This is a genomic window from Dehalobacter sp. 12DCB1 (assembly GCF_004343605.1).
Classification (GTDB): Bacteria; Bacillota; Desulfitobacteriia; order Desulfitobacteriales; family Syntrophobotulaceae; genus Dehalobacter.
In genome coordinates this window covers 328,378-342,333 of sequence record NZ_POSF01000011.1, presented here as the reverse complement: position 1 = coordinate 342,333, position 13,956 = coordinate 328,378, and the positions used below count along the sequence as shown (strand labels likewise).

The following is a 13,956-nucleotide window of genomic DNA, read 5'->3' as shown; positions in this document are numbered from 1 at the left end:
TTGTGGGAGACTGAAAAAAGATTGCCAGGCATCACTTGAAATTTGAAATGATTTATCTTGAAGGGAGATTTACAAAACATGGTTTTTTCCAAGGACCTCGGAATCGATCTGGGAACCGCCAATACCCTTGTACATATGAAAGGCAAAGGAATCATAGTACGGGAGCCTTCAGTGGTTGCTATGGATATAGAAAAGAACGAGCCTCTGGCGGTTGGAGACAGAGCCAAGGAGATGATCGGAAGAACTCCGGGAAATATTGTTGCCATCAGACCGTTGAAAGACGGTGTAATCTCAGATTTCAATGTTACTCAGAAAATGCTTAAATATTTTATCAACAGGGCTTTAGGATCAAAATTTTTATTTGCGCGGCCCCGGGTCGTCATTTGTGTACCGTCCGGAGTTACCGCAGTTGAAAAAAGAGCTGTCAAGGAGGCAGCCCTTGCAGCCGGAGCAAAAGATCCGATCATTATGGAAGAGCCGATGGCTGCTGCTATCGGAGCAGGTCTGCCTGTGAGTGATCCTACCGGTAATATGATTGTCGATATCGGCGGAGGCACAACTGAAGTCGCCGTGATCTCAATGGGAGGCATCGTTACTGCCGGTTCGATCCGGGTTGCCGGAGATGAGATGGATGATGCTATTATTGCGTATATCAAGAAAACCTATAACCTCTCCGTCGGTTATCAATCGGCCGAGAACATCAAAATGGAGATCGGAGCGGCCTATATGCCAGAAAAAGGTTTGACATATACCATCAAAGGACGCGATCTCTTGACAGGTCTTCCCAAAAACATTGAAATTACTTCCGAAGAAATTGTTGAAGCCTTAAGTGAACCGGTAACTGCTATCGTTGATGCGGTAAAGAACTGCCTCGAAAAAACGCCTCCGGAACTGGCGGCAGATATCATGGACAGGGGCATTATTATGGCGGGAGGCGGATCACTGTTAAGAAATCTGGACAGGCTGATTGCCGATCAGACAGGGATTCCTGTCCACCTTGCTGAGGACCCGCTTTCCTGTGTTGCGCTGGGTACCGGTAAAGTCCTTGAAAATGAGGAGATTCTAAGAAGGATTGCCGCTTTGCAGAAGAATTAAAAGCGGGGGGAGAAATCGGTGGGAAAAAAAATAAATCCCATGGGTATAGCCGTTCTCGTTTTTGCTGTTCTGCTGACCACTTTGACGACGATCCATCTGACCGGACTCGGCAGTCAGTCTCCGAACCCTGTCGGGAACGCCATGCAAAGAGTACTTTCACCGATAGAAAGTGCGATTTGGAATCTGGGAGATGGGATTAAAGATAATTTTCAGGCGATTTTCAGTTTTCGGACTGTCAAAGCAGAAAATGAGAAACTTCGTAAACAGGTAGAAACGCTCACGGGAGACAATCTTCAGCTCAAACAACAGGTACTGGCTGCCCTGCGCTATCAGGAACTTGATGCTGTTTTTCAAAGTCCTACGCTGGAGAGCTATAAGAAAATTGGTGCCAGCATTATTAACCGTAACCCTTCAGCATGGTATCAGACAGTCACCGTCAATAAAGGCAGTGATCACGGCGTAAAAGTGGATGATTCTGTTGTGGCCAATCTGGGTTTGGTCGGGAAAGTCATTTCTGTCACCCCGAAGACCTCGGATGTTTTACTGCTACTCGACGGAGAGGGACAGGTCGGCGCCTTTGTCAGGGGTAATAAAGGTGAGGCATTTTTTGGGATTGTCAAAGGTACGTATAAGAAAAATACCAGGCTGAATGCCTCAGGAGAACTTGAAATGAATTTCCGGCAGGACGATGAAGTCAATGCAGGAGATTTGGTATATACTTCGGGTCTAGGAGAGGTCTATCCCAAGGATATTCCCATCGGTGTTGTTACCGGGATTAAAATTGATTCGAAAGGCTTGCTGAAAGTAGCCTCGATCGAACCCATTGTTGATTTTGATTCTCTGGAAGAAGTCTATATAGTGAGCATTCCGGAGGGCAGTTGATGAAACGTTTTATCGTAATGTTACTGATTCTAATTGCCTGTCTCATCCTGCCGGGAACAATCTTCCATTATTGGTCATGGGCCGGCATAAAACCTGATTTGGCCATGCTCTGGGTTATTTATATCGCTCTGCATCACCGGCCGGCTCAGGGAATTATACATGGGTTTGTGATCGGCCTGATTGTGGATTTCTATCTCGGAAGGTATATTGGACTCTATGCGATTATTTTAGCTGTCGTTGCACTATTGATCAGTCTGCTTCAGCAGCGTTGGTACAGAGAAAACATTCCGCTTACCATGTTGCTCGTTTTTATTGTAACGGTTCTTGGACAGACCCTGATGGCCCTAATCGCAACCACTGCTGGACTTAACTGGTATCTTGGCGATGCCGTAAAGGTCATTCTGGGAATTTCTTTCTACAACTGCCTCATGGTTCCGCTTACCTATCCCTTAGTCCACAAGTCTTTTACAGAAGGGATTTTGCAGCCCAAAAAGAAGATTGAGCAACAATTATAGTGTTGGTTAAACATGCTTAATAGGAGATGAACACGATGGAAGAAAGGGAGAGACAACCCTATCAGAGACGATTAACCGGGCTCAGCGTGGTTGTCGTCCTTCTTTTTTTAATTTTAGGATTCAATCTTTGGTGGCTGCAGATTGCCAAAGCCTCTTATTACTCGAACCTGGCGGCCGGTAACGTGATGAAAACGGTCACGACGTCCGCGGTCCGTGGGGAGATTGTGGATAAAAATAATATTCTTTTGGCCCAAAGCGTACCGAAGTTTGCGCTGAGCATGGACTGGACCGACCTGCAGAAAGTAAACGCCAACTGGAAAGATGTGGTCGCTGACCTTGCGGTATATATTAAACCGTACTGGCCTTATCCAAACCAATCGGTAGAATTGATTACCGAGGATCTTTTGGTGATGATCCGTAACCAGCAATGGAAGAGCTACAAGAAGGTTGTCATTCTGGAAGATGTACCGAAAGAACTACAAGCGATTATCGCTGAGCACAGCAATGAGCTGCCCGGCGTCAGCATTGAACCGATAGCGGAAAGAGTTTATCCGCAAAATACACTGCTTGGCCAGGTCTTGGGCTATGTCCGGGAAATAAGCGAGAGTGAAATTGAACAATTCAATGAGCAGACAGTGTCCGATGATGACGAATATCACTATACTCAGGGTGATCTGGTGGGGAAAATGGGTGTGGAAAAAAGTTATGATACATGGCTGCGCGGCAGTCATGGCGTAGAAATTGTCAGCGTCGACAGCAACGCGAGACCAATTGACAAAGAAACACTTCAAGAAGCCCAGGCAGGTTATACCTTGCAGCTGACCGTCGACAGCAAGATGCAGCGTGTCGTGGAAAACGAACTGGACAGAGTGATCAAGGATATTCAGAAGACCCATCCCGATGCCCAAGCCGGTGCGGCGGTGGTCATCGATGTAAATACAGGCAAAATATTGGCCATGGCTTCCCGTCCTTTCATGGATCCGAATGACCTGATCGGGACAATTTCGGAGGAAACTGCTCAAAAATATTTCAGCAGTGAAGATGCCGCGTCATTCAACCGGGCGCTGACCGGTACGTATCCTCCAGGTTCGACTTTTAAGATGATTACCGGAATGGCCGCTCTGGAAGCTGGTGTTGTTACGCCGGACGATACTTTTATGGATACCCTGTCTTCGCTGGGGTCCCCGGATGTGCAAAGTGCAGGGGTTGCCGAGTGGGGGGGGAATAATTTTGGCAGGGTGAACCTTTATAGCGGCCTTGCACATTCTTCCAATATCTATTTCCAGATTGTTGGCCGCAGGGTTTTTGAAAGAGATCCCGAATTGATCAAGAAAATTGCCAATGAATTTGGCTTAGGTGTTAACAGCGGTATTGATTTACCGTATGAAGCAGAAGGGAATGTGCCTTCTCCAGCCTGGAAAAAATCTTATTATAAACCTTATTACGATAAGAAAAGAGAAGAAAAGCTTCAGGAAATTGAGGACAAATATGCTCAGCTTCTAGCCAGCACAAAAGATCAGAATGAGAAAGATAAGCTTCAGCGTGATAAAGAAGACGAAATTATTCAGGCTGAACAGGAATATAAAAATAACATTAATGAGTTTGTAAACTGGCGGTTATATGACAGTTTTAACAGTTCGATTGGTCAAGGAGCAAACCACTATTCAATTCTTCAGATGGCTAACTATGTTGCGACCATCGTTAATGGCGGAAAACATTACAAACCTTATGTTGTAGACAAAATTCTTGACCCAGTAACCGGGAAAGTTGTCCAGCAGAACCAGCCGGAAGTTCTAAACGAAGTTTCTGTTTCCCAACAAAATATCGAAACGATCAAAAAAGCGATGTCGGAAGTAACCAGTGGCCAAGGGACTGCAGCCTGGCTTTTCAGAGATATACCGGAGTTCACCGGCGGCGGCAAGACCGGTACGGCCCAGATCGGTTCAAAGGGAACATCCAAAGAAGAAGCTTATAATGGGATGTTTGTCGCATTTGCACCGTATGATAATCCTCAAATTGCGTTTGCCGGCGTGGTGGAATATGGCGGACACGGCAGTGAAACATCGGGTTATGTCGCGAAAGCAGCATTTAAATATTATTTTGACTGGAAATAGTCATATAAATAAGAAATACCGGGGAATTTGATCCTCGGTTTTTCCTTTTTACGAAAGGAAAAGCAAAAGAGATTGTAGAATCTTCTTACACAGAAACAGATCAAAGCCCATACTGGGCTAACATTGGATAAAATTCTGAAGAGGGGATTAATTTTTTACTTACCAATGGTAAATTATAACTGAAATGTAAAACAATGCATTAATTATTTTTGATGAAAGGCAGGCTTGGTTATGGGAGAGACAATTGTAGTAACTTCAGGGAAAGGTGGCGTAGGAAAAACTACAACAACAGCAAATTTGGGGACAGCCTTGGCTTTTGCCGGATTTAAAGTTGTTTTGGTCGACACGGATATCGGCCTTCGCAATCTTGATGTTGTTATGGGCCTCGAGAATAGGATCGTCTATGATATTGTCGATGTTACAAGCGGCAGCTGCAGGCTCAGACAAGCGCTTATTAAGGACAAGCGGTTCAATAGCCTGCATTTACTTCCGGCTGCACAGACGAAAGACAAAACAGCAGTAAGCCCCGATGAAATGGAGGTCCTCTGTGAAGAACTCCGTGAAGAATTTGATTATACGCTGATCGACTGTCCGGCAGGGATTGAACAGGGCTTTTATAATGCAATTGCCGGTGCGGACAAAGCAATTGTCGTTACAACCCCGGAGGTCAGTGCTGTCCGCGATGCCGATAGAATTATCGGACTATTGGAAAGTTCAGACCTGCGCAATCCAAAGTTGATTATTAACAGAATCAGACCGCGAATGGTTAAACAAGGCGACATGATGGATATTGAGGATATTGTCGATATCTTGGCTATCGATCTTCTCGGTGTGGTACCGGAGGACGAGAAAATTATTGTATCAACCAACAGAGGAGAACCCGCAGTCATGGATGGCGTTTCCAGAGCGGGCGAAGCTTACCGGAGGATTGCGCAGAGGGTAAGAGGCGAAGAAGTCCCATTAATGAACCTGGATATGTCGAATTCCCTGATGGATAAACTGAAAAATTTAGTTGGCATACGCTGACCCAGCACTGGGGGGAGGTAATTATGTTGTGGGAATTATTATATCGTGTGCTGGGCAAGGAAAATTCCGGAAGCCGTAGTCAAGCCAAAGACCGGCTGCGGTTGGTTCTGGTTCATGACCGTGCCACGATATCGCCCTATCTGATGAACCGCTTGAAAGAAGATCTGGTCAAGGTGATATCAAATTATATGGTGATTAACGAGGATGGATTGGAGGTATACCTGAATCAAGATGAGAGGGAAGTCGCGCTGATGGCCAGTGTTCCTGTGAAAAAAATTAGAAGGGACTATATGGAGAGAACACAGTCGATTTCGTGATATCTGTAGCCGTACAAATAATCAGCCGCTGCGTCGAAATAAGAAAACGATAGCTTTTCTTGTTTCAACGCAGCGGCTGATTATATTTTGATTACAAATACGTCAAATACCAAATGCTTCAGTCAAGTTAGCATTGTGAATGGAGAGATCTGTGATATAATTTTGGGTAGCAGCCGATATATGGAGTATTATATGATAAAAGAAAGAAATTGGAATTTTATTAGAGGTCTCGATTTTGGAATGGTCCTGGCACTTGTGCTGCTTTTAGGGGCGAGTCTGCTGATCTTAAGCACGGCTTCCATTAATGTTATGGCGTCAGACCCGTATCATTATGTAAAAACTCAGGTGGTCTGGATCGCTACGGGAATTGTTCTCGCAGTTATTATTGCGTTCACTGATTATGAAAACTATAAAAAGATTGGTATCTGGATCTATGCTTTCAATATATTCCTGCTTCTTCTCGTTTTTGCTTTTGGTTCTGAAGCCAAGGGCGCACAGCGCTGGATACCTATCACCTCTACGCAAAGCATTCAGCCCTCGGAATTTGCCAAAGTACTGCTGATTGTTACATTTGCCAGCTTTCTCAATGAGAGGGAAGGAAAGCTGAACAATGTAAAGGATTTTATTCTGCCCCTGCTGTTTGTACTACCGCCTACTTTATTAATATTTCTTCAGCCTGATTTAGGGACTGCGATGGTGTTCGGCGCGATTTTTATTGGAATGATGTTTGCTGCCGGGGCGAATCCGATTAAATTTGGGGCGGTAATTGTCGGCTGCATTGGGACGGCTATTGGTGCTGTTGCATTGCATTTATCCACGAACCTTCCCGGGCCGCTGAAATTTCTGGAAGGATTACCACTCCCTTTGAAAGATTATCAGATCAACCGGTTCATTGCTTTTCTGGATCCCGCCAAGGACACTTCAGGAGATGGATATCATGTTATTCAGTCGGTGTGGGCCATAGGTTCCGGAGGTATTTGGGGCAAAGGGTATCAGCAGGGTACCCAAGCCCAGTATAATTTTTTACCTGAGCATCATACAGATTTCATATTTTCTGTTGTGGGCGAGGAGTTTGGCTTTATCGGAACATCGATACTGCTTTTCGTCTTCTGTATTCTGCTTCTGCGGATGATCACTGTAGCTACCAAATCGAGGGACAGGTATGGAGTTCTGATTGTCTCCGGAGTTGTATCGATGATTGTATTTCATGTTTTCATCAATGTAGGGATGGCTTCAGGGATTATGCCTGTCACTGGAATTCCCCTGCCGTTTATTACTTCCGGGGGCAGCTCAATGTGGGCAAATATGCTTGCGGTCGGGTTGGTCTTAAGTGTAAGTCTCAGAGGAGAGCGACGAATGTTCTGACACTTTCAATGGATAAAAGTTAACAGACCATTATTCGGATCTCTAAAGAAATTTCTAAAAGAACATTTTCGTCTGGAAGATGTTCTTTTTTTCGTATTTTTTCATATTCTTTATAAGGGTTGTCTCCCTGAAGGAAAACCTTTATAAGGCGGTGGATGAATGGATCCGTTTGAGCGCTGGGATGACTGGGAATTTGAAAAGGCTGCCCGGGAGATCGGACGTGGTTACAGGGATGATCAGGAATATATCAGGAGCAACTGGAAAGATCATCGGACTTATTTCGATAAAAGACCTTCCGGAGGTCTTTTGGCTGGTTGGAACGGCAGTCAGAAAAGAGTACTTCTTTCAGCTTTTTTGTTTTTAACGATTGTCTTCAGCGCCAGCGGGGAGGATTTTGTTTCCAAAGGCGTCTATACTGTTTATCAGGGCGGTATGAACAGCGGAAATATCTATGCGGCATTAAACACGATGGCGAAAGAAGCAATAGGCCTTCAGAACACTGAAAGCCTGCCGGTGAATTCTGTTAAAGAAGAGATTTTTTATCCTCCGGTAGCCGGAGCTGTCAAAGTGGCGTTTGAGAGCAAGAATGATGACGGTACAATTAGCAGCGGCATTGAAATTGAAAGTACGCTGGGGACTGCTGTACTCAGCCCCCAGGAAGGAGTTGTACTCGAAGTCAGTGAGAATGAAAAATTTGGGAAAGTGATACGGATTAACTTTGGCAATGGCTGGGAAGGCTTTTTGGGGAATTTTGGCGATATTAATGTCGAACAAGGCGAACCTGTTTCGATGGGGAAAAAATTAGGAACAGTAGGCATCAGCTCAGCGCGGGAAAAACCCTGGCTTTACCTAGAACTGCAAAAAGACGGTCAGCCGGTCGACCCCTTGACATACCTAATTCAGAACTAGTATATCAATTCAAAAGTTCCGATAACACTTAATTTTTTAATGGATCTGCTAGGGATGGAGGACAGAGGGGGATGAAGATGAAAATTAAAGTTCACCCGACCTTTATCATCCTGTTAATCCTATGTATGCTTGCCGGTCAGGTTGTCAGGGCACTTCTGGTCTTTGGCCTGGTTATTATTCATGAAACCTGTCATATACTTGCAGCAAGAGGTTACGGGATTGGGGTCAGGAGTATCGAGCTCTATCCCTATGGGGGGACGGCTGTTCTTGACGACAGCTTTGAAGGGAAAAAGAAAGAGGAGACAATCATTGCTTTTGCCGGTCCAGCTGTTAATATTGTGTTGTTTTTCTTCATTCAGATTCTCCGTGAGAACGGAACCTTAAGCGGAGCATGGGCGCTGGAATTTGCCAAAACAAATTTCTGGCTAGCAGCCTTCAATCTGCTTCCTGTCCTGCCTCTTGACGGCGGCAGAATTGTCCGTGGCCTGCTGGCGGGGTCCTTCGGTTTTGTTGTGACCACTCGATTCCTGGCGGCAGCCGGCAAATGCCTGGGGGGTATTTTTATTTTAGCTGGTTTCCTGATGCAGGGAATAGGATTTTATATTTATGACCCAGTTCTTTTTATTGTTCTTGGTATCTTTTTCTGGATTGGCAGCGGCAAAGAGCTGAACAATGCCAGAATTGTTTTTTTAAAGCAGATTTGCCGCAAGAAGGAGCGTCTTTTGGGGCAGGGACTGATGCCTGGAAGGACGCTTGCGGTAAGCAGGGATACTGCAATTAAACAGATTATTGATAAGTTTTCTGCTGATTATTTTAGCCTGGTTAGTGTGATGGGCAAAGACGATAAGATTGAAAGAACACTCAGTGAGACTGAAGTTGTCCAGGGTATGATGGATTTTGGGCTTGACTGTAAAGTCGGAAAATTAAAAGGCTAAAAGTCTGATTCCCAGCCAAAGTGTTTTTCTTTCCTGTTGAATCATATATAATGAAAGTAAATATCAGAAGCTCATTCGGTATTCCCTAATTAAAGTGCTAAAACTTCCTGGGTCAGCACCCCGAAAGATCAAAGTTTGGGCTTTTTCAAAAAGGTGCTTGTGGACATCTTCTCTGCTGCCTAGAAAGCGAATCATTTTTTTCAGGCCAGGATCGTTAGTCATTGTCAAATGTGTGTCATAAAGCATTTTTGCGCGGATCTCAGCTTCAGCATCAGCTTGCAGCATCGCAGCAGGATCAAAGCTTTGATCGACATAGGTAAGGTTCCAGGGTACACCTTCGGAATTGACGTAACAGAGCTGTGGTCCTTCCAGTTTGCTGATTGCCGAAGCAATCATCTCCATATGGCTATGTTCTTCCGCTGCGATAAGACCTAATAATTCTCTGACAAAGAGGTTGGGCATATTAGCGCGATGATTCATATACTGGGTGGCTGCGGAGAACTCGCTGTCTTTTCCGCCGTAATGTTCCAGCATGATCCGGCCGAACTGCGGGTCAGGATAATTGACTTCTACTGGAAATAACAGCGCATTGGCGTATTTAAACATATTTCTTCCCTCCTATACTCATTTTGGCTTGTTTTTCATACGAGCAATTACTGCATTATATTATTCTATCTGAGGATTGGTCACCTGTCTTTGCCAGCTCAACGGTTAATGGATTGGCAGATTGGTCATTCAAATAGATGAAGGGAGCTAGTACCCGGTCAACTTTAAATCTACATGTTCCCGCTGGCTTAATTTCAGAAATTTTCTTCAGCGGTTTACGTGCATTTTAGGGTTGATGTACTCGGATGTCAACATGAACATTACCTATACTTGCACTGTGGATACCCCTTTAGGAAAAATGACAGCTGCGGCAACTCGGGATGCACTGAGCGGTTTGTGGTTCATCGGCCAGAAATATTATCCTGCCGGTACTTCTGAATGGATAGACAATCTAGAATATCCCGTTTTTGAGGCGTTGCGACGGTGGCTGGATTTTTATTTTTCCGGACAGGAAAGACAAGCAGCTTGGGCAGAGGAACGGGTAACAAGAATGAAAAGAAATACGGAAGGAATCATCGAGGGTATTCCAGCCCCAAAAATGGATCTGCGCCTGGCTCCTGAGGGGACCAACTTTCAGAAGGCAGTCTGGGAGATACTACTACAGATACCGCATGGAAAAGTTATGACTTACGGGGAAATTGCCCAACGTATGGCCCGGGCCCGGGGGCTAACCTCGATGTCCGCTCAGGCGGTAGGCGGTGCAGTCGGGCATAATCCAATTTCCATTTTGATTCCGTGTCACCGCGTGATCGGCCGCAATAGAAAACTCACCGGTTATGCCGGCGGCCTGGAAAAAAAGAAAGCCCTCCTGCGTCTGGAAGGCAGGTTTTTTGCTTAGGAATAACCTGCTGTGCTATAATAATTTATCCATAACAAATAACATTACGGAGACCTACCCGGATAAAACAGATGGCTATTAGGCTCAAGGGGGTAAACACAAATGAATCAGAAGGATCATCAATGGATCCGTCGGAAACTTGACCGGGTTTTGCCGCAAGTGATCAAACCTGGTCGTTATGTCGGCGGTGAATGGAATATGATAAAAAAAGACTGGGAAAAGACAGATGTACGAGTGGCATTTGTCTTTCCTGATGTATATGAAGTCGGCATGTCCAATCTTGCTTTGCGTATCCTGTACGGCCGTATCAATTCTTATGAAGCTTTTCTCTGTGAAAGGGCCTTTGCTCCGTGGCCAGATATGGAAGAAAAATTAAAGCAGGGAGGGATCCCGCTTTACACACTGGAATCTTTTCGCCCTTTGCCGGATTTTGATATGGTTGCATTCACACTGCAATACGAGCTTAGCTATACGAATATTTTGAATATCCTGAAACTCAGCGGAATACCGTTAAAATCAGAAGACAGAAAAACCGGCCCGGAAAGCGGGGGCGACTATCCTTTCATATTTGCCGGTGGTCCATGTGCCTACAATCCTGAACCTCTGGCGCCTTTTGTAGATTTTTTTTTCCTGGGAGAAGGGGAAGAACAATTTCCTGAAGTTCTTCAAGTAATTCGGCAAGCCAGGAAAAACGGAAAAATGAAGGAAGATATTCTGGTCGAACTGGCTCAGATCCAGGGGATTTATGTGCCGGTTTTTTATGAGGCCGAATACAAGACTGACGGTTCGATCCGGCAAATCACAGTCAAGGAAGGAATTCCAGAGACAGTCAAAAAGGTAGCGCTGCAGGACTTCAGCTCTGCCTACTTCCCGGAAAAAGTAATTGTCCCGTATACAGAGGCTATTCATGACCGCGTAATGCTTGAAGTGATGAGGGGTTGCACCAGAGGATGCCGCTTTTGTCAGGCCGGAATGATTTACCGGCCACTTCGGGAACGGTCTCCCGAAGCTTTGATTGAACAGGCGGAGAATTCCATCAAGGCCACCGGCTATGAAGAGATCTCACTTGTTTCACTGTCCACAAGCGATTATACCTGCATTAACGGTGTCCTAGAAGGCCTGATGGTCAAAATGGAACCCAAAGGGGTCAGTGTGTCCCTACCCTCGCTCCGCCTGGATTCATTTGATGTTGAGATCGCCGAACAGGTCCAAAAAGTGCGTAAATCCGGACTGACGTTTGCGCCGGAAGCAGGAACACAGCGCTTAAGAGATGTTATTAATAAAGGCGTGACGGAGGGAGATCTTTTAAGGACGGCAGAAGCAGCCTTTAAGGGAGGCTGGAGCAGTATCAAACTGTATTATATGATTGGACTTCCGACCGAAACCTATGAGGACCTGGACGGAATCATTGAACAGGCCAGAAAAGTCCTGGAGTTGTCGAGGAAACTTGGCAAACGTGGCTGCAGGATCACGGTATCGGCAAGTTCTTTTGTCCCTAAACCCCATACACCTTTTCAATGGGTGGCCCAGGATTCTATGGCAATTCTACGGGAAAAACAGGAATACCTCCGCAAGAGACTGCGGGACTACCGGATCAAGTTTATCTATCATGATGTGGAAGCAAGCTTCTTGGAAGCTATATTTGCGCGAGGCGACCGCAAAGTTGCGGAGCTGCTGGAATGGGCAGTTAATGCCGGCTGCAAGTTTGACGGGTGGAGCGAGCATTTCAGGTATGATCTTTGGAAACAGGGAATGGAGGAAACCGGTATCGATCCGTATTTCTATGCCAACAGGCAGATAGCGGAGGATGAGATTCTTCCCTGGGACCATCTGAGCTCAGGGGTCAGAAAATCTTATTTGCTAGAAGAATACAAGAAAGCCCTCGCAGAGGCTGTCACGCCTGACTGCAGAGGAAGATGCAGCCGCTGCGGAGTCTGTCCGGATCTGGCTAGACCGGTAAAATTCAGTATGCCTTAACTTTATACAATACCTAACCTTGACTACAGATAGTCTGGGTGATCCCGATAAAGTATTCCGATTCACGAATTTGGTGTTTGATTACAGCAATCATTGTTGGATTATTCTTAACTGCCTGACTCATACTAAGAATTTCAAAAAGGAATTGAACGAACCGACTGCTTTGTTCCAGACAGAAACTGATTAGACGCAGAACCTGGTCGGCAACAGCTTGTTGTGTATTGCCATATCTGACCATTGTTTCAGTAAGCTGGACAACCTGGCTGTGCGTCTTCGTCAGAGCCTGTTCCCACTCCTTAAGTTCCTCCATGAATTTTCGTTCCAGATCAGGCACCATTTCCCGAATGACGATGGTATGTTCATACTCCTGGTGTTTCCAAAAGTTTGCCTCATCCAGGAGCCGCAGAGGCGTATGTTCACCGTAAGAAAACTGCATTGAAATTCCTCCTTCATTTACAAGTAGTGTATTCGGCATTTTTCTTAAACATGCCGGAATCAAAAAGCTTTGCAACAAAGCTTTGAAAAACCGTTGTGATATTTTGATTTTGAATAGATTGGAAAAGAGGCGGTTATGATGAAGATAAGGCTGGCCTACACCAAGAAAGGTGAAGCCCGGTATATTGCGCATCTGGATTTGACCAGAATGTTGGACAGGGCCTTGCGTAGGGCCCAAATCAAAGTGGCTTTTTCTGAAGGATTTAATCCTCATCCAAAGATTGCTTTTGGTCCTCCTTTACCGGTTGGTGTGGAAGGAGAACAGGAATATGTCGATATCGAAGTCAAAGAGAATACAGAACAGGAAAAGGAAGCTATTCGGAAAAAAGCTGGAGAAACAACAGAAGCCGGAGCATGTGATATTGAGGATATCGTTGAGCGGCTTCAGAGCCAGCTGCCCGAAGGCATAAAAATTATAGGCTCTGGGATCGCAGAAAAAGGAAGCAAGGCGCTGATGGCTGTGATTAATCTTGCAAGATACCGGACCGAAGTACCTCTCCTTCGTCCGATCGAGGCAGAGGAGCTCCGAAGAGCCTGCCGGAACTGGCTGAATAGGGACGAAGTGACGTCGATTCGTTATCAGCAGGGGAAAAAAATAGAGCGGAATATTCGCTTATTTGTTAAAAACATAGCGCTGATTTCTGAAGAAGGGGTTATTTCTGCTGATGCTCAGAATCATCAAGTACAACTGCGTCTGGATATTATTACCGGAAACGCTGGTTCAGTCCGGCCGGTTGAAATTCTGGAAAGTCTGAAAAATATGGACGGACTTCCGGTAGATATTCCAGGTATAACGACAACCCGGGAAGGACTGTTTATCGAACAATCCGACGGGGTGCTGAGAAACCCACTCGAAGTGATCATGACGATATAGTACCTCTC

General features: G+C 45.4%; 14 protein-coding genes. 12 read left to right on the top strand and 2 right to left on the bottom strand.

The window, feature by feature from the left end:
* Positions 1 to 78 precede the first annotated feature (78 nt).
* The 9 genes from C1I38_RS05200 (at position 79) to C1I38_RS05160 (ending at position 9,158) form a co-directional block, all read left to right on the top strand.
* Positions 79 to 1,095, top strand: a complete 1,017-nt coding sequence (locus C1I38_RS05200) for a rod shape-determining protein (protein ID WP_020491440.1) — start codon at positions 79 to 81, stop codon at positions 1,093 to 1,095.
* Positions 1,096 to 1,113: 18 nt separating this feature from the next.
* On the top strand, positions 1,114 to 1,977 hold the full coding sequence (gene mreC, locus C1I38_RS05195; RefSeq protein WP_119775974.1) for a rod shape-determining protein MreC: 864 nt from the start codon (positions 1,114 to 1,116) through the stop codon (positions 1,975 to 1,977).
* The gene (mreD, locus tag C1I38_RS05190; RefSeq protein ID WP_020491442.1) at positions 1,977 to 2,492 is read left to right on the top strand and encodes a rod shape-determining protein MreD; all 516 of its coding nucleotides are present in this window, start codon (positions 1,977 to 1,979) and stop codon (positions 2,490 to 2,492) included. The genes mreC and mreD overlap by 1 nt, the downstream gene beginning before the upstream one ends.
* Before the next feature lie 35 nt (positions 2,493 to 2,527).
* Positions 2,528 to 4,606 (top strand): penicillin-binding protein 2, encoded by a 2,079-nt coding sequence (mrdA, locus tag C1I38_RS05185; RefSeq protein ID WP_119775976.1) that lies wholly within the window; start codon positions 2,528 to 2,530, stop codon positions 4,604 to 4,606.
* A gap of 231 nt (positions 4,607 to 4,837) precedes the next feature.
* Complete coding sequence (minD, locus tag C1I38_RS05180; RefSeq protein ID WP_119775978.1) at positions 4,838 to 5,632, top strand: septum site-determining protein MinD; 795 nt, start codon at positions 4,838 to 4,840, stop codon at positions 5,630 to 5,632.
* A 26-nt stretch (positions 5,633 to 5,658) separates the two neighbouring features.
* Positions 5,659 to 5,949 carry a cell division topological specificity factor MinE gene (gene minE, locus C1I38_RS05175; RefSeq protein ID WP_026156269.1) on the top strand — a complete coding sequence of 97 codons (291 nt, stop codon included), beginning with the start codon at positions 5,659 to 5,661 and terminating at the stop codon, positions 5,947 to 5,949.
* A 192-nt stretch (positions 5,950 to 6,141) separates the two neighbouring features.
* The gene (gene rodA, locus C1I38_RS05170) at positions 6,142 to 7,314 is read left to right on the top strand and encodes a rod shape-determining protein RodA (protein ID WP_020491446.1); all 1,173 of its coding nucleotides are present in this window, start codon (positions 6,142 to 6,144) and stop codon (positions 7,312 to 7,314) included.
* A 159-nt stretch (positions 7,315 to 7,473) separates the two neighbouring features.
* A complete protein-coding gene (locus C1I38_RS05165; RefSeq protein WP_119775980.1) occupies positions 7,474 to 8,223 on the top strand; it encodes a peptidoglycan DD-metalloendopeptidase family protein in 750 nt (249 codons plus the stop codon).
* Positions 8,224 to 8,300: 77 nt separating this feature from the next.
* Complete coding sequence (locus tag C1I38_RS05160; RefSeq protein WP_119776312.1) at positions 8,301 to 9,158, top strand: M50 family metallopeptidase; 858 nt, start codon at positions 8,301 to 8,303, stop codon at positions 9,156 to 9,158.
* Between the two features lie 63 nt (positions 9,159 to 9,221).
* On the opposite strand, the gene C1I38_RS05155 is transcribed toward C1I38_RS05160, so the two are convergent.
* Positions 9,222 to 9,764 carry a manganese catalase family protein gene (locus C1I38_RS05155; protein WP_119775982.1) on the bottom strand — a complete coding sequence of 181 codons (543 nt, stop codon included), beginning with the start codon at positions 9,762 to 9,764 and terminating at the stop codon, positions 9,222 to 9,224.
* A 259-nt stretch (positions 9,765 to 10,023) separates the two neighbouring features.
* Between C1I38_RS05155 and C1I38_RS05150 the strand changes: the two genes are divergently transcribed.
* Both C1I38_RS05150 and C1I38_RS05145 read left to right on the top strand, forming a co-directional pair.
* Positions 10,024 to 10,602 (top strand): methylated-DNA--[protein]-cysteine S-methyltransferase, encoded by a 579-nt coding sequence (locus C1I38_RS05150; RefSeq protein ID WP_119776313.1) that lies wholly within the window; start codon positions 10,024 to 10,026, stop codon positions 10,600 to 10,602.
* A gap of 102 nt (positions 10,603 to 10,704) precedes the next feature.
* Positions 10,705 to 12,579 (top strand): TIGR03960 family B12-binding radical SAM protein, encoded by a 1,875-nt coding sequence (locus tag C1I38_RS05145; RefSeq protein ID WP_119775983.1) that lies wholly within the window; start codon positions 10,705 to 10,707, stop codon positions 12,577 to 12,579.
* 13 nt (positions 12,580 to 12,592) lie between these two features.
* On the opposite strand, the gene C1I38_RS05140 is transcribed toward C1I38_RS05145, so the two are convergent.
* Positions 12,593 to 13,015, bottom strand: a complete 423-nt coding sequence (locus tag C1I38_RS05140) for a DUF2935 domain-containing protein (protein ID WP_020491453.1) — start codon at positions 13,013 to 13,015, stop codon at positions 12,593 to 12,595.
* A gap of 135 nt (positions 13,016 to 13,150) precedes the next feature.
* Between C1I38_RS05140 and C1I38_RS05135 the strand changes: the two genes are divergently transcribed.
* Positions 13,151 to 13,948, top strand: a complete 798-nt coding sequence (locus C1I38_RS05135) for a TIGR03936 family radical SAM-associated protein (RefSeq protein WP_243103712.1) — start codon at positions 13,151 to 13,153, stop codon at positions 13,946 to 13,948.
* The last annotated feature ends 8 nt before the right edge of the window (positions 13,949 to 13,956 follow it).

Excerpts from the sequence above, each read along its gene's own strand:
- C1I38_RS05200 (WP_020491440.1), top strand. The coding sequence starts at position 79 with ATGGTTTTTTCCAAGGACCTCGGAATCGATCTGGGAACCGCCAATACC.
- mreD (WP_020491442.1), top strand. The coding sequence starts at position 1,977 with ATGAAACGTTTTATCGTAATGTTACTGATTCTAATTGCCTGTCTCATC.
- mrdA (WP_119775976.1), top strand. The coding sequence starts at position 2,528 with ATGGAAGAAAGGGAGAGACAACCCTATCAGAGACGATTAACCGGGCTC.
- minD (WP_119775978.1), top strand. The coding sequence starts at position 4,838 with ATGGGAGAGACAATTGTAGTAACTTCAGGGAAAGGTGGCGTAGGAAAA.
- rodA (WP_020491446.1), top strand. The coding sequence starts at position 6,142 with ATGATAAAAGAAAGAAATTGGAATTTTATTAGAGGTCTCGATTTTGGA.
- C1I38_RS05165 (WP_119775980.1), top strand. The coding sequence starts at position 7,474 with ATGGATCCGTTTGAGCGCTGGGATGACTGGGAATTTGAAAAGGCTGCC.
- C1I38_RS05160 (WP_119776312.1), top strand. The coding sequence starts at position 8,301 with ATGAAAATTAAAGTTCACCCGACCTTTATCATCCTGTTAATCCTATGT.
- C1I38_RS05155 (WP_119775982.1), bottom strand. The coding sequence starts at position 9,764 with ATGTTTAAATACGCCAATGCGCTGTTATTTCCAGTAGAAGTCAATTAT.
- C1I38_RS05145 (WP_119775983.1), top strand. The coding sequence starts at position 10,705 with ATGAATCAGAAGGATCATCAATGGATCCGTCGGAAACTTGACCGGGTT.
- C1I38_RS05140 (WP_020491453.1), bottom strand. The coding sequence starts at position 13,015 with ATGCAGTTTTCTTACGGTGAACATACGCCTCTGCGGCTCCTGGATGAG.
- C1I38_RS05135 (WP_243103712.1), top strand. The coding sequence starts at position 13,151 with ATGATGAAGATAAGGCTGGCCTACACCAAGAAAGGTGAAGCCCGGTAT.